The 22,444-nt window shown below is 54.2% G+C and carries 25 protein-coding genes and 1 pseudogene; 1 reads left to right on the top strand and 25 read right to left on the bottom strand.

Annotated elements, in window-relative coordinates:
- Positions 1-48: 48 nt before the first annotated feature.
- From FRY98_RS11840 to FRY98_RS11765, 16 genes are all read right to left on the bottom strand, one after another.
- On the bottom strand, positions 49-534 hold the full coding sequence (locus tag FRY98_RS11840) for a cell wall elongation regulator TseB-like domain-containing protein (protein ID WP_148451944.1): 486 nt from the start codon (positions 532-534) through the stop codon (positions 49-51).
- Positions 535-585: 51 nt separating this feature from the next.
- Complete coding sequence (locus FRY98_RS11835) at positions 586-1,884, bottom strand: amidohydrolase (RefSeq protein WP_148451943.1); 1,299 nt, start codon at positions 1,882-1,884, stop codon at positions 586-588.
- Positions 1,862-2,524, bottom strand: coding sequence for a redox-sensing transcriptional repressor Rex (locus tag FRY98_RS11830; RefSeq protein WP_148451942.1), 663 nt, complete (start codon positions 2,522-2,524; stop codon positions 1,862-1,864). Before FRY98_RS11830 ends, FRY98_RS11835 begins: the two co-directional genes overlap by 23 nt.
- Before the next feature lie 35 nt (positions 2,525-2,559).
- Positions 2,560-5,418 carry an ATP-dependent DNA helicase DinG gene (dinG, locus tag FRY98_RS11825; RefSeq protein ID WP_148451941.1) on the bottom strand — a complete coding sequence of 953 codons (2,859 nt, stop codon included), beginning with the start codon at positions 5,416-5,418 and terminating at the stop codon, positions 2,560-2,562.
- 183 nt (positions 5,419-5,601) lie between these two features.
- Positions 5,602-6,234 (bottom strand): tetratricopeptide repeat protein, encoded by a 633-nt coding sequence (locus FRY98_RS11820; protein ID WP_225039588.1) that lies wholly within the window; start codon positions 6,232-6,234, stop codon positions 5,602-5,604.
- A gap of 109 nt (positions 6,235-6,343) precedes the next feature.
- Positions 6,344-6,727 (bottom strand): aspartate 1-decarboxylase, encoded by a 384-nt coding sequence (gene panD / locus FRY98_RS11815; protein ID WP_148451940.1) that lies wholly within the window; start codon positions 6,725-6,727, stop codon positions 6,344-6,346.
- Positions 6,720-7,631, bottom strand: coding sequence for a pantoate--beta-alanine ligase (gene panC, locus FRY98_RS11810; RefSeq protein WP_148451939.1), 912 nt, complete (start codon positions 7,629-7,631; stop codon positions 6,720-6,722). The genes panD and panC overlap by 8 nt, the downstream gene beginning before the upstream one ends.
- Positions 7,628-8,497 carry a 3-methyl-2-oxobutanoate hydroxymethyltransferase gene (gene panB / locus FRY98_RS11805; protein WP_148451938.1) on the bottom strand — a complete coding sequence of 290 codons (870 nt, stop codon included), beginning with the start codon at positions 8,495-8,497 and terminating at the stop codon, positions 7,628-7,630. The genes panC and panB overlap by 4 nt, the downstream gene beginning before the upstream one ends.
- A 277-nt stretch (positions 8,498-8,774) precedes the next feature.
- Positions 8,775-9,746: a biotin--[acetyl-CoA-carboxylase] ligase gene (locus FRY98_RS11800; RefSeq protein ID WP_148451937.1), complete on the bottom strand. Its 972-nt coding sequence runs from the start codon at positions 9,744-9,746 to the stop codon at positions 8,775-8,777.
- Positions 9,733-11,061 (bottom strand): CCA tRNA nucleotidyltransferase, encoded by a 1,329-nt coding sequence (locus FRY98_RS11795; protein ID WP_148451936.1) that lies wholly within the window; start codon positions 11,059-11,061, stop codon positions 9,733-9,735. The genes FRY98_RS11800 and FRY98_RS11795 overlap by 14 nt, the downstream gene beginning before the upstream one ends.
- A gap of 57 nt (positions 11,062-11,118) precedes the next feature.
- Positions 11,119-12,279, bottom strand: coding sequence for an N-acetyl-alpha-D-glucosaminyl L-malate synthase BshA (bshA, locus tag FRY98_RS11790; protein WP_148451935.1), 1,161 nt, complete (start codon positions 12,277-12,279; stop codon positions 11,119-11,121).
- Between the two features lie 39 nt (positions 12,280-12,318).
- Positions 12,319-13,026 (bottom strand): bacillithiol biosynthesis deacetylase BshB1, encoded by a 708-nt coding sequence (bshB1, locus tag FRY98_RS11785; RefSeq protein ID WP_148451934.1) that lies wholly within the window; start codon positions 13,024-13,026, stop codon positions 12,319-12,321.
- The gene (gene mgsA, locus FRY98_RS11780) at positions 13,023-13,445 is read right to left on the bottom strand and encodes a methylglyoxal synthase (RefSeq protein WP_148451933.1); all 423 of its coding nucleotides are present in this window, start codon (positions 13,443-13,445) and stop codon (positions 13,023-13,025) included. Before mgsA ends, bshB1 begins: the two co-directional genes overlap by 4 nt.
- A gap of 11 nt (positions 13,446-13,456) precedes the next feature.
- Complete coding sequence (dapB, locus tag FRY98_RS11775) at positions 13,457-14,263, bottom strand: 4-hydroxy-tetrahydrodipicolinate reductase (protein WP_148451932.1); 807 nt, start codon at positions 14,261-14,263, stop codon at positions 13,457-13,459.
- A 31-nt stretch (positions 14,264-14,294) separates the two neighbouring features.
- Positions 14,295-14,828, bottom strand: coding sequence for a tetratricopeptide repeat protein (locus FRY98_RS11770; protein WP_148451931.1), 534 nt, complete (start codon positions 14,826-14,828; stop codon positions 14,295-14,297).
- A 53-nt stretch (positions 14,829-14,881) separates the two neighbouring features.
- Complete coding sequence (locus tag FRY98_RS11765; protein ID WP_148451930.1) at positions 14,882-15,214, bottom strand: nucleotide pyrophosphohydrolase; 333 nt, start codon at positions 15,212-15,214, stop codon at positions 14,882-14,884.
- Positions 15,215-15,361: 147 nt separating this feature from the next.
- Here FRY98_RS11765 and FRY98_RS11760 point away from each other — a divergent pair, with 147 nt between their 5' ends.
- Positions 15,362-16,225: a YitT family protein gene (locus FRY98_RS11760; RefSeq protein WP_148451929.1), complete on the top strand. Its 864-nt coding sequence runs from the start codon at positions 15,362-15,364 to the stop codon at positions 16,223-16,225.
- Positions 16,226-16,323: 98 nt separating this feature from the next.
- On the opposite strand, the gene FRY98_RS11755 is transcribed toward FRY98_RS11760, so the two are convergent.
- The 9 genes and pseudogenes from FRY98_RS11755 to FRY98_RS11715 all read right to left on the bottom strand — a co-directional run bounded on the left by FRY98_RS11755 (position 16,324) and on the right by FRY98_RS11715 (position 22,401).
- The gene (locus FRY98_RS11755) at positions 16,324-17,232 is read right to left on the bottom strand and encodes a sporulation protein YpjB (protein ID WP_225039589.1); all 909 of its coding nucleotides are present in this window, start codon (positions 17,230-17,232) and stop codon (positions 16,324-16,326) included.
- A gap of 44 nt (positions 17,233-17,276) precedes the next feature.
- A complete protein-coding gene (locus FRY98_RS11750) occupies positions 17,277-17,915 on the bottom strand; it encodes a DUF1405 domain-containing protein (RefSeq protein ID WP_148451928.1) in 639 nt (212 codons plus the stop codon).
- Positions 17,916-18,008: 93 nt separating this feature from the next.
- Positions 18,009-18,887 carry a menaquinol-cytochrome c reductase cytochrome b/c subunit gene (locus FRY98_RS11745; protein WP_148451927.1) on the bottom strand — a complete coding sequence of 293 codons (879 nt, stop codon included), beginning with the start codon at positions 18,885-18,887 and terminating at the stop codon, positions 18,009-18,011.
- Between the two features lie 63 nt (positions 18,888-18,950).
- Entirely contained in the window at positions 18,951-19,622 is a 672-nt protein-coding gene (gene qcrB, locus FRY98_RS11740) for a menaquinol-cytochrome c reductase cytochrome b subunit (RefSeq protein ID WP_148451926.1), read from the bottom strand.
- Positions 19,623-19,638: 16 nt separating this feature from the next.
- On the bottom strand, positions 19,639-20,181 hold the full coding sequence (locus FRY98_RS11735; RefSeq protein WP_148451925.1) for a QcrA and Rieske domain-containing protein: 543 nt from the start codon (positions 20,179-20,181) through the stop codon (positions 19,639-19,641).
- 178 nt (positions 20,182-20,359) lie between these two features.
- A complete protein-coding gene (locus tag FRY98_RS11730; protein ID WP_148451924.1) occupies positions 20,360-20,788 on the bottom strand; it encodes a DUF2487 family protein in 429 nt (142 codons plus the stop codon).
- A 100-nt stretch (positions 20,789-20,888) separates the two neighbouring features.
- Positions 20,889-21,071 (bottom strand): IDEAL domain-containing protein, encoded by a 183-nt coding sequence (locus FRY98_RS11725; protein ID WP_148451923.1) that lies wholly within the window; start codon positions 21,069-21,071, stop codon positions 20,889-20,891.
- Between the two features lie 44 nt (positions 21,072-21,115).
- Positions 21,116-21,267, bottom strand: a pseudogene (locus tag FRY98_RS11720) (gamma carbonic anhydrase family protein); the annotation flags it as partial.
- 45 nt (positions 21,268-21,312) lie between these two features.
- Entirely contained in the window at positions 21,313-22,401 is a 1,089-nt protein-coding gene (locus tag FRY98_RS11715) for a DUF5302 domain-containing protein (protein WP_148451922.1), read from the bottom strand.
- Positions 22,402-22,444: the final 43 nt, after the last annotated feature.

The raw sequence follows: 22,444 nt of genomic DNA, 5'->3' as shown, positions 1-22,444 counted from the left end.
TTTTGGCAAAAACACAAATTTATTCATCCGTTCAATCGAAATAATATGTTACCGGTTGGGCAAAGTAAACACTTCTTCCAACGGCTCTCCATCGCTGAAACGGAAGAACCGGTAATAATGATGAGCTTTCTCTTTGTAAAAGAGCTGCCATACATATTGGTCGTTGTAAATGCCCGGCATCAGTCGTACAGGGGTGATCCCGGGAAATTTGTCTTTAATGATTTTCCGGATCTGACTTTCCGATACGCCCTCGTCCATGGGTTTCACTTCCGGAGTCCCCTTTTCCGGCAGCCAGACCATCACTTCCCGGCCGTTTTCGTCCTTCCCCTGCACGACCCAGCATACCTGATCCCAGACGGATTTCCACACCTCATCGGCCTCCGTCAGCCCAGTTTCTTGCATCGCCCGCTGAATCGCTTGCTTCTCTCCCCGCCATAAATCCTGCTCAACAAAAAGATAGTAGCGGTGAAGCCCGATGAGGACGAGCCCCAGTATCAGAAGGGAGAGCAAGATCCATTTGGTTCTGTTTCTCAACCTTCTCTTCCTTTCCCCGATCGGCGTAGTATCAACATCCTATAGATCGTCTTATCGGCCGAGAAGGCGCTCAAACGCTGCTTGGGCTTCAAACCTTACTTTCTCCTCGTCGAGCGTGAGACAAGCGCCATGTTTGACCACTTGCTTGCCGTTCACCCAAACATGCTCCACATCTTTCGGCCCTGCCGAATACACGATATGGGAAATATAGTCCGTACGAGGCAGAAAATGCGCCTGTTCCGTGTTCAGGGCGATAAAATCCGCCTTCATGCCGGCAGCGAGTCGACCCGTATCCTGGAGAAATAACGACTTCGCCCCGTATTCCGTCCCCATGCGCAGCGCCTCAGCCGCCGGAACTGCCGTCGGGTCTCCCGATACGCCTTTATGAATCAGTGCCGCCAGACGAATTTCCTCGAACATATCGAGGTTATTGTTGCTGGCAGGTCCATCCGTACCCAGCGATACGGTAACCCCGGCCTTGAGCAGCTCGGGAACGCGGGCCACGCCGCTAGCCAGCTTCAGGTTGCTTCCGGGATTATGAGATATCGCGACCCGGTGCTCGGCCAAAACGCCGATTTCCTCGTCCGTCAAGTGGACGGCATGGGCCAGCAGCGTCGGCCGGCTGAACATGCCGAGATTCAGCAGGTGCTGAACCGGGCGGACGCCGTAGTCGGCCACATTTTGCTCCACCTCGGCTCTCGTCTCCGACATGTGCGTGTGCATCGGCAAATCGAGATCATGCGCCGCTTGCACAATTTTTTCAATGTAATCCGGAGGACAAGTATATGGAGAATGCGGCGAAATCATCGTGGTGATTCTCCCGTCGGCCTTGCCGTGCCACTCGCGCGCAAAATTGACCGCCTCGTTCAGCTTGCTTTGCTGCACTTCAGGCGGGCAGAGCCCGATGACACCGCGCGTTAGAACGGCGCGGATTCCCGATTTTTCGACCACGGCAGCCACCTGGTCCATATGGTCGTACATATCCAAAAAGGTGGTGGTCCCGCCTTTCAACATCTCCAGCACGGACAACGCCGTTCCCCAATAAACATCCTCGCCGGTAAATTTCGCTTCCATCGGCCACATCTTCTCCTGCAGCCACTCCTGAAGCACCATGTCGTCGCCGTAGCCGCGCAAAAGCGACATCGCCGCGTGACCGTGCGTATTAATCAAGCCGGGGAGAAACAACAGGCCCTTGCCGTCAAACGTCTCGGCCCCTTCCACGCCCTGCGGCCGCTCCGTTCCGACATATGTGATCCGGTCTCCTTCGACCAGCATATAGCCCCGAATGACAGGGGTCTTCTGATCCTGCACCGCAAAGGTCCCGTCTTTAATCAGCCATTTTCGCGTCATGTTCCGTATGTTCCTTTCCAGCATCCAGATAATAGGCCAAACTCATCAAATCGGTTGTGAAATCCGCCGCATGAACGCGCACTTCGGAGGGTACCTTTAAGATGGTCGGCGCGAAATTCAGAATCGCTCCGATTCCCGCAGCCACCAATTGATCGGCAACCCGCTGCGCCTCCACATCGGGAACGGTGATGATCCCGATTCGGATGTTGTTGCTTCGGACCGTATCGACCAACTCGTCGATCGGCTGAATCGTAATATTGTTGATCTGCGTCCCGATCTTGTGAGGGGATGCGTCAAAAACCGCCACAATCTTCATATTATCTTTCAAGTACGCGTTATAATTCGACAACGCTTGGCCCAGGTTACCGGCCCCGATTAAAGCGACGTTAATCTGCTGATCCAAATTCAGAATTTGACGGATTTTCTCGATCAGATACGATACGTCGTAGCCGATCCCTTTGCGGCCGAAATCGCCGAAATAAGCCAGGTCTTTGCGGATTTGAGCCGGATTCAGATCCAGCTTCTGCCCAAGCTCCTGCGAGGATACCGTCGGCACCTCCCGGCGGCTGAGTTCATTGAGAAAACGCAGGTACACCGGCAGGCGGCGAACCACCGCATCCGAGATTTTTTCCGATTTCATCAAATTTCCCCCTACGTACACGATTTGAGGAACACTTAAGATTCCCCGGCGTTGAGCCATTCCGAAATCCGCGGCACCATCTGCTCCAGCGGCATATGCTCCATTTTCGGTCCGGGCAAAGAATATAAAAAGTATTTACCGTAATAAGATTCCAAGATCCGAGTATCATAAACCACCACGATCCCGCGATCCTGCGAAGAGCGGACCAATCTGCCGAAACCTTGTTTAAAACGGATGACGGCCTGGGGAACGGATAGCTTCATGAACGGGTTCTTCTTCTCTTGCTGCAGCCGCTCGCTCTTGGCTTCCACCAGCGGATGGTTCGGCGGTTGGAACGGCAGCCGGACGATGGCTAGACTCGTTAAAGCCTCCCCGGGTATATCGACGCCTTCCCAGAAACTGCTCGTGCCGAGCAAAACCGAAGCGTGCTGCCCTTGGAACCTGCGGGTCAGCTTCGTCCGGCTCCCGCTGTCCATCCCTTGCCCGATCACGGTGATGCCCCGCTCGGAAAGCAATTCCTTCAGCGGGTCATACACCTGCCGCAGCATTCGGTAGGACGTAAACAGAACCAGCATCCTGCCATGGGTGGCGGTCGCCGTATCGGCCAGGGACCGAACGAGCGTGGAAACAAAATAGTCGTCTCCGACGCTGCCTTTCACACTTGGAAAATCCCGCGGAATGACCAGCAGCGCCTGCTCCCTGTAATTGAACGGGGACGGGAGCATGGCGGTATTGAGCCGATCCTGCTCCGCCGCTTCGGCAAGCCCCAATTGATCGATCATATACTGGAAAGACTTGTCGACCGAGAGGGTCGCCGAGGTCATCACTACACTCTTCTTCTTGTTGAAGAAAAATTCCTTCAATTGGGCGCTCACATCGATCGGCACCGCAAAAATTTGCAGCGATTTGCTGCGGTAATTCCCGTTGCCTTCGATCCAGTAGACGGTATTCGCGTCTTCCAGCTTGATAAAGAAGCGGAGCGCCTCCCGCTCGGTGGCAAGGTCCTTCAATAAGCCGCCGATATCGGTGATCAGGCTGTCATAGCCGAAGTCATGCTCATCGTCCTTCAACTCGCCGATCAGCCTTTCCGCTTTGCGGATCACGTCGCCCAGAGCGACATAAATCTGGTTCTCCAGCTCAGCCAGCGTATCCCATTGCTTCGGTCTCTTCTGGGGCAGCAGGCGCAGCACGAATTGCCCCGGATCTCCAGGCGCCGCGTCGCTGCGTTCCGGCATTAGGCTGAACATCTGATCCGCCAGGCGGTCCCAGACTTCCTTCACATCGACCAGGGTCGGATACAGCCCGTCGATGACGGAGCACCACTCGCCCGACTTTTCGCTTCCCGACTGATCCAACATCATGCGCAAATTCGGGAATTGCCCGGTCTTGCTGTCCTTGAATAACCGGGTGAGCGTGTGAACAACGGTGAAATACTTCATCTGGAGCCCCAGGTGTTTCCCGGCGACTTCCTCCAAATGATGGGCTTCATCGATGACCAACCGTTCGTAACCCGGAAGCAGCTGGTGTCCGGCCTGAATATCGGTAAACAGTTTGGAATGGTTGGTGATGACGACGTCCGCTACGCCGGCTTCATGCTTCGCTTTGTGATAATAGCACTTGCGAAACCATGGACAGGATCGGCCGAGGCAGGAGTCCGACTCGCTCGCCACGGTTTCCCAGAAATCTCCTCCACGGTTTCCGAGGTTCAGCTCCTCGTCGTCGCCCGTCTCGGTTTGCGCCAACCACACGATCATCTGGGCGGCGGTGATGATTTCTTCTTTAGGTGAAGCAAAGTCTCTTCTATTAATTTTATGTTCAAATTTGCGCAAACACAAATAGTGCTGTCGCCCTTTGAACACGGCGGCCCGGAATGGGAACGGAACCGCTTCGGTAAGCAGGGGAACATCCCTTTCCCTCAGCTGCTCCTGCAGATTGATCGTGTGCGTGCTGACCATCACCTTCTCATCCTGCTTTACACTGTGATAAATGGCCGGCAAAAGGTACCCCAGCGACTTTCCCGTCCCCGTCCCGGCTTCGATCAGCAGATGCTTGTCCTCGGCAAACGCCTTGCTGACTTCGGACAGCATCATATTCTGCGCTTCGCGTTCCTCGTAGTCCGGCAGCTTCGTCTTGAGGCGGTCCCGGACCTGTTCCATAAACTGCTCGAATGAAACGTCCTTGAGCGGGTTGTGAACCAGATCACTTCTGGCCGGTTCGATATCCATCCAGTCGTCGACCTGCAGCGCAAACTGGCGGTAATACACGAAGCCGTCCGGACTCGCTTCCCCCTCCCGTTCCTTCTCCTGCAGCATGGCGTCGAAGAACCAGCCGAGATCGCTGTCCTCGCCGGCGAACAGGTCCGCCAGACGCTGCACCACGATTAGCGGCAGTTCCTTGAGCTCGTCCAGGCATTTCAGGAAGATCAGAGCCGTCGCCAAGGCGTCGCTGTCGGCCTGATGCGGGCGTTCATGCTCCACGCCGAACTCGGCGGCCACCATCCCCAATTGATAGGTGGTCAGGGAAGGAAAAAAGATTTTCAAGAAATCCATCGTATCGAGAATCCGCCCCGTAAACGGTAAATATCCCGTTTTATCGAGCGCGCTCTGCAAATAATTAAAATCAAAAGCGACGTTATGCCCGACGAGCACGGTATCGCTCAAAAGAGGAACCAGGTCCACCATGACTTCATCCAGTTCCGGCGCGTCTTGGACATCCTCTTCCGTAATCCCCGTCAGGTTCGTAATGAACGGGGGGATCGGAATCCCCGGCTTTACGAAGGAACGATAAACTTGGGAAATATTCTGTTCTTCATCTATAATGGCAAGCCCTACTTGAATAATTTCATCAGAGGACTGGTTTCCTGTCGTTTCAAAATCGAGTACGGCATATTTCATTGATTCCTAAGTCCCTTTCGTTCCAGTCTCTTTTACAGCATAACAGAAGTGGCCCGATTTGAAAATTGTGTGAAGCGCTCCAAAGGCCCCCCTCCAGAAAAAAAACGATGTCTCCCGCGATTTTGGGACACACCGTTTCTTCCAAATGGATCAAAATAGGATAAATCCGAATCAGTTCCTTGTTTAAAGCAGGGAGGTCAGTTCATTGCCGTATTTCAGTTTCCCGGTGCTCCGCATGCAGGCTTCCAGGTTCGACAGCGGTTCGGCCAGCGAAGGGTCATGATAGTGCGCCAAGGTAAAATATTCCTTGGCTTTGGCGCGCCCGCCTCTTTGGGCCTCAATGCAGCCCAGAGCATTGTAAATAATCGACCGGAGCCGTTTATTTTCCGTGCCTTCAAGCACGCGCCAAAAGTGCGGGATGGCTTCGTCCATTTCCTCCAGATGCATATGACACATCGCCAGATACGTGCGCGCCGAGGGACTGTCCGGAAATTGCTCCAAGGCCTCCTTAAACTGGGCAAGCGCCTGCGGGAACATCATAAGTTTGTAATACCCCTGTCCTTTGACAAACGCGTCGCAATCCAATTCGGGCAGGTTGGCGGCCGAACTCCCTTGGGGACTCGCGGAGCTCTGCCGGAATACGCCCATTTTCTCTTCAAAATTCAGCCACTCTTCAATAATTAAGTCGCTCATCTGTTGAAGCAAATTCCACTTCTTGGCCAAATCCTGTTTCTGGGTGCCATGGGCGATTGGATAAAATTGAATAACCTCATCCAACATCTCATTCATTTCCGCAAACATGTGCTGAAACATCATCACCATCCACCCCTAACGAAATGAAGTCAGTGCGAGCCTTACGTTCATTTTTTGTTGAAGGCGGACATTTCATTCCCGAAGGGATTAATTGCTTGCGGACTACAAACGTTTATCGTACCGTGGCGTGCAGTTCCTGGTTCGCTTTCTCGACGGGCCGGTTGTTCTGGTCGACAAACACGACGGTAGGCTTATGGCTCCGTACTTCTTCGGCCGACAGCATCGCATAGGAAATGATGATCACCTGGTCTCCCGGCTGGACCAGACGGGCCGCCGCGCCGTTCAGGCAAATGACCCCGCTGCCGCGCGGCCCCGGGATAACATAGGTTTCCAAACGAGCGCCGTTATTGTTATTAACGATCTGCACCTTTTCGTTCTCAAGGAGATCGGCCGATTCCATAAGATCCTCATCGATCGTGATGCTGCCCACATAATTCAGATTGGCCTCCGTTACGGTGGCCCGGTGGATCTTCGACTTCATCATCGTTCTAAACATTCTGCTCCCCCTTATTCATAAAAATCACGTTGTCGATCAAGCGCGTTTTGCCGAATTTCACCGCCAGCGCAACAAGTACGCCTTCCCGCTCCGCGGTTTCTCCAAGGTCGGCCCCGCCTTCCAGCGGTTCCAATGACGGAAAACGGACAATCTCCACATAATCGATGGAGGCAAGCGGCTCGGCCTCGATCGCCAGGACGATAGCCCTTTGGGCTTCCGCGGCGGTCTTTCGCTCTCCGGCTTCCACTTCAGCCTGAAGCTTGAGCAGGCTTTTGGAAAGAACCAACGCCGCCCGGCGCTCCTCCGGGCTCAAATAAACATTCCGGGAGCTCAGCGCCAAACCGTCGTTTTCCCGGATAATCGGGCACGGCACGATGCGGACGGGAAAATTCAAATCCTCCACCATCTGCGCTACAACGGCGGCCTGCTGGGCGTCTTTCTGTCCGAAATAGGCCCGGTCCGGCTGGACGATATGCAGCAATTTCCCCACTACCGTGGTGACTCCGTCGAAATGGCCCGGCCGGGAGGCGCCGCACAGCGTGTCGGTCAACCCTTCCACCTTGATTTTCGTACGGGTAGGCTTAGGATACATCTCTTCCACCGAAGGCAGAAACACCGCGTCCACGCCCTCGCGTTCAGCCAAGGCTAAATCCTGTTTCTCGTTACGGGGATAACGTTCGAAATCCTCGTTCGGCCCAAACTGGATCGGGTTGACGAAGATGCTCAGCACGACCAGGTCATTCTCTCCGCGTGCCCTCCGTAGCAGGCTGGCGTGGCCTTCATGCAGGTACCCCATCGTGGGCACGAAGCCGGTTTTGATCTTTTTGCCTTCCCTTACCGCCGCTTCAAAACGCTCTTCGCCCAGAAAGCGGGTCAACTCGCCGATGTTTCGAAACACTTTCATGACCGCGAACCCGCCTTTCCCGGACCGTATAGACTTTCGAGTACGCCTTCCTCGGCGGCGAACACATGCCGCTCCGCCGGAAAAGCGCGATCCTTCACTTCATTTACGTAAGCGGCGATCCCTTTTCGAATCTCCGATCCGATATCCGCGTACGTTTTGACGAAGCGCTTCTCGCGGTAATCGGGGTCATATTTCAGCACATCGTGAAAGACCAGCACCTGGCCGTCCACCTTCCGTCCGGCGCCGATTCCGATGGTAGGCACGCCGATTTCGGACGTGATCGCTCCGGCCACCTCTTCCGTCACAAGTTCCAGGACGATCCCGAACACGCCGGCTTGCTCCAGCGCTTTGGCATCGGCCAGCAACCGTCTGGCATCCCGTTCGTCCTTCCCCTGGACGCGGTACCCGCCGATCTGATTAACGGACTGCGGCGTCAGACCGATATGCCCCAGCACCGGCACGCCGGCTTGGACGATCGCACGGACCGTATCCGCGATCTCGGCGCCACCTTCCATCTTTACGGCGTGGGCATGGCCCTCCTGCATAATCCGCCGCACCGTTCGCAGCGTCTCGTCAATACCGCCGTGATATGTCATAAAAGGCAGGTCGGCCACGATAAACGTGTGCTGCGCACCGCGGGCTACGGCCCTGGTATGGTAGACGATATCCTCCGTCGTCACGGGAATCGTCGAGTCGTAACCGAGTACGACATTGCCGAGCGAATCCCCGATCAGCAGCACATCGATCCCCGCCTCCTCGGCCAGTTTGGCCGATGGATAATCATAAGCGGTGATCATGGTGATCGGCTGGCCTTCCTGCTTCATTTTTTTCAACTTCACAATGTTTAAAGCTTGCTTCACTGCCATGGTTTTCCCCATCTCCTCCGGTTTCCCGTTCGTCACATCGCGCAGGATGGCACGACAAAAAAACCTTTTAGTTTACGCACTAAAAAGGTCCGAAATCCAAAGAAGAGTCACTAGCGCTCGTTCTTTCTGTCTCGGTCCTCTTCGGCTCAGAGCAGAATCCAACGTCATTTGTGGAACCCTAAATGTTCATGCAGCTGTATTGTGCCCTCATGAGTGCAATTCGAAACCTCGATATCGCCTCATGAGGACAGTATAACAAATTGCGTTACATTTTTCATCAGGCAAGATGGACTTCCCCGGAAAAAAGCGGAAAAGGCATCCCTTTGTCATCCAAAAGAATCAGCGCACCGGACTCGTCCAAAGCATCGGCCACGCCCGAAATCTCCCCTTGGGGCGTCTTTACCGCCACCCGTTTTCCGAGCGTAACCGACAGCGCCTCCCAGAGATGTTTGATCGGCGTAAAGCCTTCCTGCTCATAAAGGGTGTACAAATCCTCCAGCTCATTCATGACGGCCGTGATCAAGGCAACCCGATCCTGGTTCCTGCCGCTTTCGATCTTCAACGAGGTCGCTACCGCCTGCAAATCGGCGGGCAGCTCATGGGCCTCGACATTCACATCGATGCCGATCCCTGCGATGCAATAACGAATCCGCTCATCTTCGCTGACGGATTCCACAAGAATGCCGCATACTTTTTTGCCCTGCACGAGCAGGTCGTTAGGCCATTTAATGCCCGCATCCACGCCGCTTGTTTTCCGGATCGCCCGGCAGACCGCCACCGCGATAAGCAGCGTCAGCTGAGGGGCGAAAGAAAGCGGCCGTTCCGGCCGCAGAAGCAAGCTCATCCACACGCCTTTACGCGGCGGCGAGAACCATTTGCGGCCCTGTCGGCCCCTGCCTCCCGTCTGTTCCTCGGCGAGGACGAGCGCACCCGAGGGCGTCCCCTGTTCCGCAAGCAGCCGCACCTCCTCCTGGGTGGAGGTTGTAACCTCCACGATCTTTAGGCTGCGGCCGAAAGACCGGGTGCGCAAGCCCTGCAGTACCGCTTGCGGTTCGAGCTTATCCGGCGAGTGGATTAAACGGTAACCCTTGCGGGAGACGGCTTCGAACTCAAAGCCTTCCTCGCGCAGCTTGTTAATCTGTTTCCACACCGCCGTACGGCTGATCGACAGCCGCTTGCTGATCTCTTCCCCCGACAGGTATTTCCCTTCGTTTTGCCGGAATATCTCCAACAACTTAGGATGTTCCATCTTCATTCACCACTACTTTCGCTTGCTCCAGCAAGATTTCCCGCTCATTGGCTAACTCCCCCGAGGCGACCAGGAACAGAAGCCGGCCCATCAGCATTCCGAGCCACGGTCCGCCTTTCCTGCCCATGCTTCGAATGACGTCCTCGCCGCGGATGGCCAGCTCCTTGAGCGTGTGAACCGGGACCTCCTCATGCCAGCGGGCTTCGGATTGCTTCATAAGCTCCAGCTCCGCCTGCAGCTTGTCCGGGTCTTCCGTAAACTCCACGGCCAGCCTGGTTCGCTCCCGCTTCAGCCATAGCGCCGCCATTTGTTTGCCAAAGCGGAGCTGGAGCTCAACCCACTGTTTCCTAAGCGGGCCGCTTCCGCCCGCTTCGGCTCTCCGGTTCTTCCATAGCTCGTCAAACCGGATCAGATCGGCGGTCCGCTGGGCGATGGCGTTCGGAAACGTCCACCGCTTCATCAGATCGGCGGCCTCATCGCCCCCGACGCCGATCCCTTGCAAAAGCAAGGCGTACCTAAGTTCGGGAAACTCTTCCGGCGGCACCGCGGCCAGCGTCCTCATCGCCGTTAACGCCGCTTCTCCGGCAAGCGGACGGAGCGCGGCGGACGGCACCGGGGCCTTGATATAAGGGAGTAGACCGCTTCGCTGCAGTAGAGCCAGTCCGCGCAGCGGATCGGGCCCAAGCAGCATCTTTTCGAACTCCACCCGAATCCGTTCGATGGCGATGAACGAAATTTTGGATCGGCTGAACTTTAGCGCCTTCCACAAGCTTTTGACCGGGCGGAATCCGAAGACGGAAGCGAATCGAATCGCCCGCATCATCCGCAGCGCGTCCTCGTCGAACCTCTCGTCGGCGTTTCCCACGCAGCGGAGAATTCGTGCCTCGATGTCTCGCTTTCCGTCAAAGGGATCGATCAGATTTCCACCCGCATCGCCGGCGATCGCGTTCATCGTAAAGTCCCTCCGGCGCAAATCCTCCAGCAGCCCGTCCACGAATTCCACCCGGGTCGGGTGACGGTGATCTTCGTAGTCCGCCTCCTTGCGGAAGGTCGTCACTTCGAACATTTCCCGTTCGGCCACTACGGTAACCGTGCCATGCTGAAGCCCCGTCGGCACGGTGTGCTCGAACATGTCGATCACTTGCTCCGGTCTTGCCGAGGTAGCTATATCCATGTCATGCACCGGCCGGCCCATGATTTCGTCGCGCACGCATCCTCCGACGAAGTAGGCTTGATGCCCGTGTTCCTGCAGCCGTTTAAGCACGTATTCCCCCTGACGTTGCATCAGGGGGGGAACCAATCTCCAAAAACTCATTTCTGCACAAACCTCCATACGGCAGCAATTTCGGTTCCGTCTCCGCTTTACAATCGCTTATCCGCAGGCGGGTTTTAAGCGGGGCAGCTTGCGATTCAACACGCGATAATAAATCGCTTCGTAGGCCGCCGTAATGATGTCGCTGCTGAATTCCGTTTTGGCCCGCTGCAAGCAGGCTTCGCGTACCCTGCTCGTAAGCTCGTCATCCGTCAATAGGGAGATGCAGTAATCCGCCATCAGGCGGGTATCGCCGATCGGCGCCAGAAACCCGGTCTCCCCATGAGCGACGAGCTCGGGAATCCCGCCGGCGATCGAGCCGACGGTCGGAACGCCGCAAGCCATCGCCTCCAGAGCCACAAGGCCGAAACTCTCTTTTTCCGACGGCAGCAGCAGGATGTCCGCCATGGAAATCACCTGGGCGATATCATCCTGTTTCCCGAGGAAATGGACGCGGTCTTCGAGCCCCATTTCCTTGATCTTCCACTGGATCTTCGGCAGATCCGGCCCTTCGCCGACAAAGAGCAGCTTGGAAGGGACCTTCCGGTTGACCATCTCGAATACGTCCACCACGTCGCTGACCCGTTTCACCGGCCGGAAATTGGAAATGTGCATCAGCACCTTTTCCCCCGGATCGGCAAAATCCGCTTTGCAATCACAGCATTCCCGCGGATAGTATACTCTTTCATCCACGAAATTGTAGGTCAGGTCGATGTCGCGGGTAATATCCAATACCTCGCGTGTTTCGCGCATCAAATCGCGGGACACGCTCGTTACGGCGTCGCTCTCGTTGATGGCGAGACGGATCAAATCCTTCAACGATTCGTCTTGGGCCAACACCGTAATATCGGTACCGTGCAGCGTCGTCACGATCTTCAGCTTGTCTCCCACCATCTGTTTGGCCAAAAAAGCGCAAACCGCATGCGGCACCGCATAATGAACATGCAGCACGTCGAGGTTCTGCGCTTTGGCAACTTGGGCCATTTTTGTCGCCAGCGAAAGATCGTACGGCGGGTACCGGAACACATAGTAATCGCTGACGTCTACCTCATGGTATTTAATGTTCTTATGGAAACTGCCCAGCCGGAAAGGGACACTATGGGAGATGAAATGAACTTCATGACCCTTTTCCGCAAGCAGTTTGCCCAGCTCGGTTGCAACAACCCCCGAACCTCCCAACGAAGGGTAGCAGGTAATTCCGATTTTCAAAAATGAATCCATCTGGCGGGGGCCTCCTTTTCAAACCGTTCTGTTTCTAATCTATGTTCGGGCAGATCCGAATAGGTGAACCAGATAGGGTGTTTTTACCGCAAATCCTTCCGCATACGGGATGAGTCTGCGCTGGCCGAGCAGCGCGTCCCTGGCCTTCACCCGTTCGACATACCCCTGGTTAAGGGGCGTCGGAGCGATATCTTCGTCGCCTACAGCTTGTCCGAATTGGGATTTATAGCACCCCAGGGCCTCTTCCTTGACGGGGTAAAAATCCGTAACATCCAAGAGCAGATCCGGAGTTTTCCAATCGTTAATAAAATAATAATACAATTCCGGTGCGGACACGGCCGGTTTGTCGGGCATATATCGGCGAAGCTTGGCGTTAAAAGCCGCCTCCTCCACCAATTTGCTGCAAGCGACATGATCCGGATGGCGATCTTCCCAGTAAGGGGCAAAAATCACTTGGGGCGCGTATTCCCGGATCACTTCCGTCACCGCGACGATTTGCTCCGGGGTTCCGCTTAACCCGCGGTCGGGCAGGCCCAAATTGATGCGCCGGGATACGCCGAGCACGCGGGACGCCGCATCGGCTTCCTGCAATCGAAGTTCGACGTTTCCATTGGAGGACAGCTCGGCCCGGGTCAAGTCGCAAAGCCCTACCTTATACCCCGCGGCAACCTGCTTGGCGATCGTCCCGGCCATGCCGATCTCCGCATCGTCGGCATGCGCGCCGAAAATCAGGATATCCAAATTCATTGGCCCAACCCCGGCTTGTTCAATTCCACCAGTTCTCTCCAGGCAAAATCGCCGCGGTCCAGCGCGCGGACCAGAATCTCCGCCGTCGCCAGATTGGTCGCGACAGGGATGCCGTGCACATCGCACAGGCGTAGCAGCGCGGTAATATCGGGTTCATGGGGCTGAGCCATCAACGGATCGCGGAAGAACAGAACGAGATCCATCTCGTTTTGGGCAATCAGCGAGCCGATCTGTTGATCCCCTCCCAACGGACCCGAGAGGAAGCGGTGAATCTTCAAGCTTGTCGCTTCCATGATTCGGGTTCCCGTCGTTCCCGTGGAATATAGTTTCTTATCCTTGAATACATGCTCGTACGCAATGACAAAATTAACGATGTCTTCTTTCTTCCGGTCGTGCGCAATAAATGCAATGTTCAACATATTTACACCCCTTATGCATCCACAAAATGATCGAAACCGTAAATCATGCCTTGATATTCCAACACTTTCTTGATCGCCAGATTGACGCCCGGCATATACCCGGCGCGTTCATAGGAATCATGACGGATCTTGAGCGTTTGTCCGTAGCCGCCGAACACGACTTCCTGCTGGGCAAAAACGCCGGGAAGGCGGACGCTGTGAATCCGGAATCCGTTATAATAACCGCCTCTCGATCCCTCGATCGTCTCTTCCTCCTGCGGGTTCCCCTGTCTCATTTCTTCGCGGTTCATCGCGATGAGCTCGGCCGTTTTGATCGCCGTGCCCGAAGGGGCGTCCAGCTTCTGATCGCCGTGATATTCGATGATCTCCAAATGAGGGAAATATTTGGCCGCCTGCGCCGCGAACTTCATCATCAGGATCGCGCCGATCGAGAAGTTCGGGGCGATTAGCCCGCCGATGCCTTTCTCCCGGCACTGCTTGTCCAGAAGGTCGATTTGCTCCGGCGTAAACCCTGTCGTACCGACGACGGGGGCCACGCCGTGACGGATGGCCGTCTCGGTGTTGTCGTATACCGATGCCGGCGTCGTAAAATCGACCATGACGTGCGGCCGGCTCTCCGTGAGCGCCCGCTCCAGATTCGAGGTGATCGGTACCCCGCACTCGGGCATACCGACCAGGACAGCCGCGTCGGTACCTTCATTCTTGAGACCGATGGCCGCCACCAACTGAAGCGACGGATCCTCCAAAACCATTTTGACTACTTCTCTGCCCATTCTTCCGGCCGCACCTGCTACAGCGACTCTTATTTGCTCCTCCATATCAGATCCCCCACATTTCCTGGAATAGTTGCTATTTCATATGTTTTCTGATGCGTTGTTCCAACTCTTGCAGCTGTTTCGCAATTCCAACGTCCTGCGGTAAAACGGATGCCTCCTGAACGGCGCTTAAGGCACGGTCATACTGTTCCAATTCGGTATAAGCGATCGCCAGCCAAACCTGTGCGTCCACGGACAGCGGATCCAGCCGGACCGCCCGCTCCAGCAAACTGGCCGCGGGCTTAGAGGTTGAGCCGGCGCCCACTGCGCTGCCTGCGGATTCCCCCTCCAACAACCGTTTGGCCATGAGGGTCAACTCCATGGATTGCAAACGGTCAAAGTGAAGCTTATATTCCTCCTGCTCCGGTACGAGAGCGGAAGCCAGCCTGGCGTGGGCCAGCGCTTTTTCCAGCCGCCCGCTTCTTGCGCAGGTGATCGAGCATCTGTAGTGAATATCCGCGTTATCGGGCGCAAGTACCAGAGCCTGCTCAAACCACTGGATCGCTTGTTCAAAATCGTTCTCATAAATGCTGCGGTATGCTTTTTTTAAACAGTCCTCCGCCTTCATCTGCCTTCCCCCCGTTGATGGGCTGATATTACTACAGCATATGAAGAAAGGACCTATTCGGTGTCCTTTTTGGTCCACCGGTTTGCATCCCGGGTATTGAATTTATGCATCACTTTGTCGTGCGCTTCCGTCAAGTCGATGCCAAGCGAATTCGCAAAGCAGATCGTAATGAATAAAATATCGCCAAGCTCCAATTCAATCGAATTATCGGCTTCGCTTGCTTTTTTGGGTTTCTCGCCGAAGCGGTGATTGACTTCGCGGGCCAGTTCGCCAACCTCTTCGCTCATCCGTGCCAGCATGGACAGAGGACTGAAATAACCTTCTTTAAATTGGGATATGTATTGGTCCACTTCCCGCTGCAGTTCGGCTAGAGACTTTTCTTTCAAGGGCCATCCCTCCGTCAGTGGTCAGTTATCATACCTATGTTATCGTAAAGACAATTTGATGACAAATCATTTTTTAATCGCTCCACAAAAAGGTATACTAAGAAAGAATGCGTAAAAAAATTTCATTTATGGGTGAGGGATTATCGCATGGGCACGAGCAAATTGGGAGGCTATATGAAAATCGTGCTCCCCATTCTGTTGGGGACCGCCATATACGCCTTTGGACTTCTTTATTTCATTATACCCAATCAACTCATGGAAGGCGGCGTTACCGGCGTAACGATTTTGCTGAAGTATGCGTTCGGCATCTCCCCTTCGATTTCCAACTTGGTGCTGAACATTCCGCTGTTTCTTCTCGGGTGGAGAATCCTTGGGGGAAGACAAATCATATATACAGGCATCGGGATCGGGTCGCTCTCTTTCTTTCTCTGGATTTTTGAAAAAATGATGGAATCGGGCTGGATCAAGACGTTCGCCACCGATTATATCTTGGCCTCTTTATATGCCGGGGTAACGCTCGGGGCCGGTCTCGGCATCGTCTTCCGGTTCGGCGGAACCACGGGCGGCTCCGATATTGTCGCGCGGATTCTCGGCAAGAAATACGGGTTTAGCATGGGACAGATCATTCTGACGATCGATGTGATCATCATCGGGCTTTCCCTGTTTTACGTGGCGATCGAAAATATCCTTTATACGTTGGTCGCGGTCTTTATCGCCTCTCGGGTCATCGATTTTATCCAGGAAGGGGCCTACGCGGCCAAGGCGTTCACGATCATAAGCGACCGAGCGCCGGAAATCGCCGATACGATCACAAAAGAGATGGACCGGGGCGTCACCCTGATCCCCGCGATCGGGGCTTATTCCAAGCAGGCGAAGCATATGGCTTACTGCGTTGTTTCCCGCACGGAAATCCGCAGGTTGAATGGAATCGCCAAATCCATCGACCCTCGGGCGTTTATCATTATCAGCGATGTTCACGATGTCCATGGCGAAGGCTTCCGGGAGGATTAGCACGAATCCCTGACGATCAAAAAAAGATGCGTGCTGTAAAGGAGCCCGGCTCCGTTACAACACGCATCTTTTCTTTTTGCTCACGGCTTCATCAAGCCTTAAAACCTGTAGCCGTCCTCCCGGTCTTTCGGCGCATGGGCGGCCATCACCGTTTGATCCGCCCTATACTTTCGCAGCCCCGTGTAAGCAAGCGCCAACACGATCCATCCGCCGATCAGCAAGCTCCAGTAAATCGGTTTTCCGTATCCGGTAACTGGAAGAAATACGGGGTCTTCCGTTTTGCCGAACAGCTCCTTAAGATACCTATCCCCCTGTTTAAGGGCCCGGCCCAAAGCGTCGCCCTTCGGCGCACCCTCTTCACTTAGTCCTTCCAGATGCGACATCCAGGAGTCGAACCGGCTGATCTCCCAAGCTTCTCTCCGAATGACCGCGGCCGGCCGGATCACATCATAATGCCGTTTCAGCGCCAGAAACGCTTCGCGTACGGCCGTCCGGCTGCCCGAAATTCGCCCGCTCTCGATTTTATCCAGTTCCTCGCGCATAACTTTGTAATATTGAAGCCAAAGCGCTTTATCGCGATGAATGAGACTGTTGACCGCCAGCCGGAGCTTCGCCGATACATATGTCCAATCCTCGGGCGAAATCTCCGCACGGACGAGGGTGTGCTGCACATCCATCACGCTTTCGGCCAGAGCATGAATTCCTTCTACCGTGGTAAGGCCTTTAAACGAGAGGCCCGTCAACGTGTCCGTCAGCCTTTCCATATCCTCCAAAGCCTTCTGCGTATGCCCTTCCTGCATGCTCCTGTACAGGGCCTCCGCCGCCTGCTCGAACCGGGCAAGCTTCTCCTCGCGCTTTTCCGGCCCCGTTCCGCCATTCTCCGATCCGCCAGCCGCCGGCACAGCGGTATCCGCTTTCGCAATTCCGGACCATGGAGACGGCAGACCGACGAGTATGACCAGCCCCATCAACAACAGGATGAAACCTATGGTTTTCCTCCTTTTCACGGACAATCCCCCCTTACCTCCATGGTATGGCGGGCTGTCCATCGTTAGAACTCGGCTTTCGTTCGGCCCGCCCCCTTGAGCGCCAGCCATCCGGCGGCCACGCTGGCCAATGTAAGACAAAACGTAAATACCATTACGGAAGAAACATCATCCCATAAGGTCCTTGGAAGCCAAGGATATACTTCGTAAGTGTAATCGACCGTATCGTTCAACAATGTCCAACAACCGGCCGCGATCAGCATACCCGTCCCGAACCGGAATAACCGGACATACAGCAAGGCCTCCACCGCCATCGCCAAGTGGGAGCCCACCAGCATCCAATCCTGCCACCCGAGGTCGCCCCCCTGATACGCTCCGGCAAAGATCATGCTGACCGCCCAAACCCCGTATTTCACGCTGGTGACGACAGCCAGTCCCTCAAGCAGCCTGCGTACTCCGCCAAATCGGCCCAATCGTTTCGGGAATAACAAAAACAGAAGCGATAACGTGAAAAAAAGACTGGCCGTAGGGCTGTCGGGCACAAAAATAATCCGCCAATGCGGATGGGTAAGCCAGGTTTCCCGAAGCTGCGCATCGTACCATATGTATCCGTAGACCGTTCCCAGCAAGTTGCAAATGAATAGCGGCCAGAGCAGCAGTCGTGAGGAGAGCAGTGCCCGGCTCCAGAAAAAAGACAATTTCAAAAAACTGACCTCATTTCCTCAAATTTGGCTTATGATCCGATGATACTAAAAAACCTGACCGCCGAAACGATCAGGTTTTCTTTTAATGCTATTTTACTGTTCCGTTTTTTGTTTCGCAAGCCATTCGGCCAAATGGTCGATGTCTTGGTCCGTCAGGCCGGCGCTGATCGCCGTATCATACATCGGCGGCATCTTTCCGTTATAGCCTTCTTTAATAATGGAAAGGATCGCGTCCTTATCGTGCTTGTCGCCAACGCCGCGCAGAGCGGGACCGCTGGCCCCTTTCAAGTCGGCGCCATGACAGGATACGCAGGTCGCCTTTTTGTAGGTCTCCATTGCCGGATCGTCCTTATCGACAATCGCGACATCTTTGGGCTTGATCCCGCTTGAAGTCGGCAAGCCCTTTTCGCGGTTTTCCCGCGCCTTCTCCTCGCGCTGGATATGCTCCGGCTGCGTACCGGTAGCTTCCAGTTCATGCTTATAGTGCGTCCAAGCGAAGTTCGTAAGGTACACCAGCGAAGCCAGGGAAAGGAACATCAGTGCCGAAGCGATCGGCCGCTTGTAAAAACGCCGCTCCTTGCCGCAGTCCAGAAACGGAGCCAGCAGCAATGCCCCGAAAGCAACGGTCGGGATTCCCAACGTGCCGAGAACCACGTAATCACCGGAAGCGTAAGGATATTTCAAATATTGGTACAGAAACAGGAAGTACCAGTCAGGCATCGGGATAACCGATGCGCTGGGATTTGCCGGGAATCCGAGCGGAGCCGGCTCCGAAATCGTCAGCACCAGAAAACCGACGAGGACGACGACGCCCACCATCCACTCCTTGAGCAGGAAGTTCGGAATAAAAGCCTCCGATTTCCCCGGATACGCCGTATAGTCGGGAGGTGTGATGAAGCCGTTCCCTTTGCGTACGCGAGAATCGCCGACAAATACGACTTTTTCCTGTTTCGATTTGTCACCATGGGCCATGTGATTGCCTCCCTTCTCAAAATTATGGTGTTTGCCTGCAAAGGCAAACCCTTTTGTTCGATTTTACAACGGGCCCGAAATCCCCTGTCTGCGGATCATAATGAAGTGTCCCACCAGAAGGATCAGCAGCACCGCCGGAAGGAAGAACACGTGAATCGCGAAGAAACGGGTAAGCGTCTCGGCGCCGACGATCGTACCGCCTTGCAGCAGTTCCTTGATGACCGGTCCAAGCACGGGAACCGAGTTTGCGATTTCCAACGTTACCTTCGTTGCAAAGTAGGCTTTGTTATCCCAAGGAAGCAGATAGCCCGTCAAACCGAGTCCAATCATCACGAAGAAAATCAGCATGCCGACTACCCAGTTCATCTCACGCGGCGCTTTGTAAGAACCGGTGAAGAATACGCGGAGCGTATGCAGGAACATCATGACGATGACAAGGCTCGCGCCCCAGTGATGCATCCCCCGGACAATTTGCCCGAAAGCGACCTGGGTCTGCAAAAATTCAACGCTGTTGTAGGCGTTGATGATATCGGGAACGTAATACATCGTTAGAAACATGCCCGATAAAATCTGGATCACGGTAATAAAAAACGTCAAGCCGCCGAAGCAGTAGACAAATGCCGAGAAATGGTGCGCCGGGTTTACGTGCTCCGGAACTTCATGGTCCGCAACATCTCTCCAGATCGGCGTGATATCTAGACGTTCGTCAATCCAGTTGTAAACATTTTTAAACATCTGAATCTACGCCTCCTTATTTCACGATCGTATTCGGGATAATCTCACCCAAATAAACCCAATCGTCCTTGATCATCACCTTGTATTCATCAAGCGGCTTCGACGCAACGGCAAGCTGCTTGCCTTCCTTGGTGTAGTGCGCTCCATGACAAGGGCAATGATATTGGTCCGGAAAATTCGCATTGGTGTTCCAGCCGATCGTACAGCCCAAGTGCTTACAGATCGGTGAAAGCGCATAAATTTTTCCGCTCTCGTCTTTACGGATCCAGGCCGTCAAATTCGCGGTACTAAGGTACCAGCCGTCCTGCTGCTTCAGTTCGAAGGTAAATTCCTGAGGCTCGTTCGTGATTTTGCTGACCTCTACCACTTTAACAAACGCGCCTTCACCTTTCTTTTGCAGAATCGGATCCACGGCAAATCGAACCATCGGAAGCGTCACACCTGCTGCCATAAAGGCGGTTGCGCCTCCCAATGTATATGTAAGAAACTGCCGCCGTGACATTTCCTTACGAATGGGCGGTTTATGCGATGCTTCATGCTCTTCGTGCTGATTGCTCATACAGTCTTCAACCCCCTTTGCCTACCAATTCTCTCTCCGTTTCAATGACAATTATCACATCGTTGTGTAAGACATATTAATAATATATTAGGCTTCCAAGAGCGTCAAGAATTAGACACATTTTTTCCGCCGACCAAATTGGTATCGCTTTGGAAATGTCGATAATTTGTCACATTCATCACTTGCTTCCTTCTTGCCAAAGCAGCTGAACCTCCTCCATCACTCTCTGCTTCGACAATTTGCCTTCCGTAGGGAGAAACAGCGCCGGGGTGATTAACAAATCCGCATCGGGCAGTTGCTCCCGGCGCAATTCCAACCGGTCTGATATGACGATCGCATAGGCAAACCCGGACCGTTTCAGACGACGGCATACTTCATTGATATGAGGCATCATTTCCCCTTCGCCATATTGGAACGAGGGATATGTCACCACTCTTCCGTGAAAAGGGACCTCCACCCAATCCATGACATCCCGCAACTTCTCCAAAGCTTCCACCACTTCGTACGGCTGTTCCGTCCCCGTCAGCCCCGTGACCGGAATCAGGCAGGTGTCCAAGTAGGGACGCAATTCCTCCCATGTCCCCGGTTCGATTTCACTAAACTTCATTGCATTCGCCCCTTTCTCTCTGCTCCCATTATAATATAGAAAAGAGTCGGACTTGACCATTTCGGCAGCAATGAAAAAGAAATGCCCGCGGGCATTTCTTTTATTTCTCCAATGTCTTCAGTTCATCCGTCAGAAGCCGGAAGGCCACCTCATCGCCTTGCGCCAGAGCGTTGTCGATCTCGGTGTAAATCTGCTCCGACCGATGTTTGCGTAACGCCTCGTCCCAAACCATTTCCGCCGCTAAACTGAGCATCGCTTCATAAGTAACCTTCATCTGATCCATAGGATGCACCTCCAACCTACTGTTTAGTGATCCTATATTCCTTCCCGGAAGTCCCGGGGAAAGAGTATAGGGTGGATTTTTTGTTTTCCGTATCGAAGTAACCTGCTCCTACTAAAGCATATTCACCGATCTCGGCTCCGTTTAAGACGATAGCCCCCATACCGATTAATGTGCCTTGGCCTAAAGTGCAGACGTGGACCAAAAAACCATGTGGCCAACCGATCCTGGTCTGGGACGATGATCAGCCTTTATGAAGCCGATGTACTGCAGATTTCCCAAAAGGAGTCGTCTGCACGTACCTTTCCCCCCGGCCGTCGTCACCGATTCGCACCATCCCCAAGTGAAGCATCATCCGGAGAATGCGTTCCTCAAAGATGGACTCGGGCGAATCGTAGTAAAAGGGTTTAATCAGGGACGACATTCTGTCATACAGCGAGGATGCGGTAACCCACTCTCTGCTGCACCTTTCGATCCAGTAGACCAAAGAGAGTAAGTTAGGGATCGGCCCTTTATAAAGTCTTAACCAAAACGTGATGAACTGTATCATCGGTTCGCGTGTTTCTTCGGCCAAAAACGCCTCCCCCGCGGGCGTCAATCGGAGGCGGTCCCCGTCTTCGCGGATCCATTTGGCATGGCAGGCGTAATCATACAACAACGCAAACCGGCTCGGGTAATCTTTGAAACGCCGACCGTAACCGAATCGCCATCCCTTGCCGACCAGCGGTTCCGAAATATGAAAGCTCTCCAGAATCTGCTGCTGGTTCCGGCGATACATGACCCCCTCGCTGTTCAGAGGGATTTCCTGTTTCTCCACATAGCGCAGAAACAGAATCAGATCTTCGGAGAGTAGATCGGGTTCCTCCCGGTACATGGCCGGATCTTCGGAGCGGGTCACGACTCCGGACTTGAAACGGCGCTCCAGCGCTTCTCGGAAACGGCGCTTCAAATCCTCCGGAACCTCAAACAAATACTTCGTGTTGTGGGTCATTCCCGGGAACAGCCATCCCCGTTGTCTGAACCGGGCGATCACATCCCGCGGAGTTTCCCTTTCTCTGGCGTCCTCCGTATAACGCGACTGCTGGGCGCAGGCGATCAATTCTTCCAAACTGAACTGACGGCGTCCGTCAAAGATCAGGCCGTTCAGAAAGCGCAAATCTTCCAAACTCATCCCTTCCACATGGGATTCGATAAATTCCTTTCGTCCGATCGTTTGCAGGATCGATTGAATTAATTCGTGTTTGGAATTCCCGTTGCATTCGCAATGGTAATGGTCTGCTATTCTGCTAAGCTGTCCGATGTCGGCATAAGTAAGCATATCCGCCAGATTCATATCATACCGCCTCGCCGTTTTACTACCATTATGGGATTTTTTT

It is taken from the genome of Paenibacillus faecis (genome assembly GCF_008084145.1).
Taxonomy (GTDB): Bacteria; Bacillota; Bacilli; order Paenibacillales; family Paenibacillaceae; genus Fontibacillus; species Fontibacillus faecis.
The sequence above is the reverse complement of the archived record's forward strand: the minus strand, read 5'-3'. Positions and strand labels throughout refer to the sequence as shown.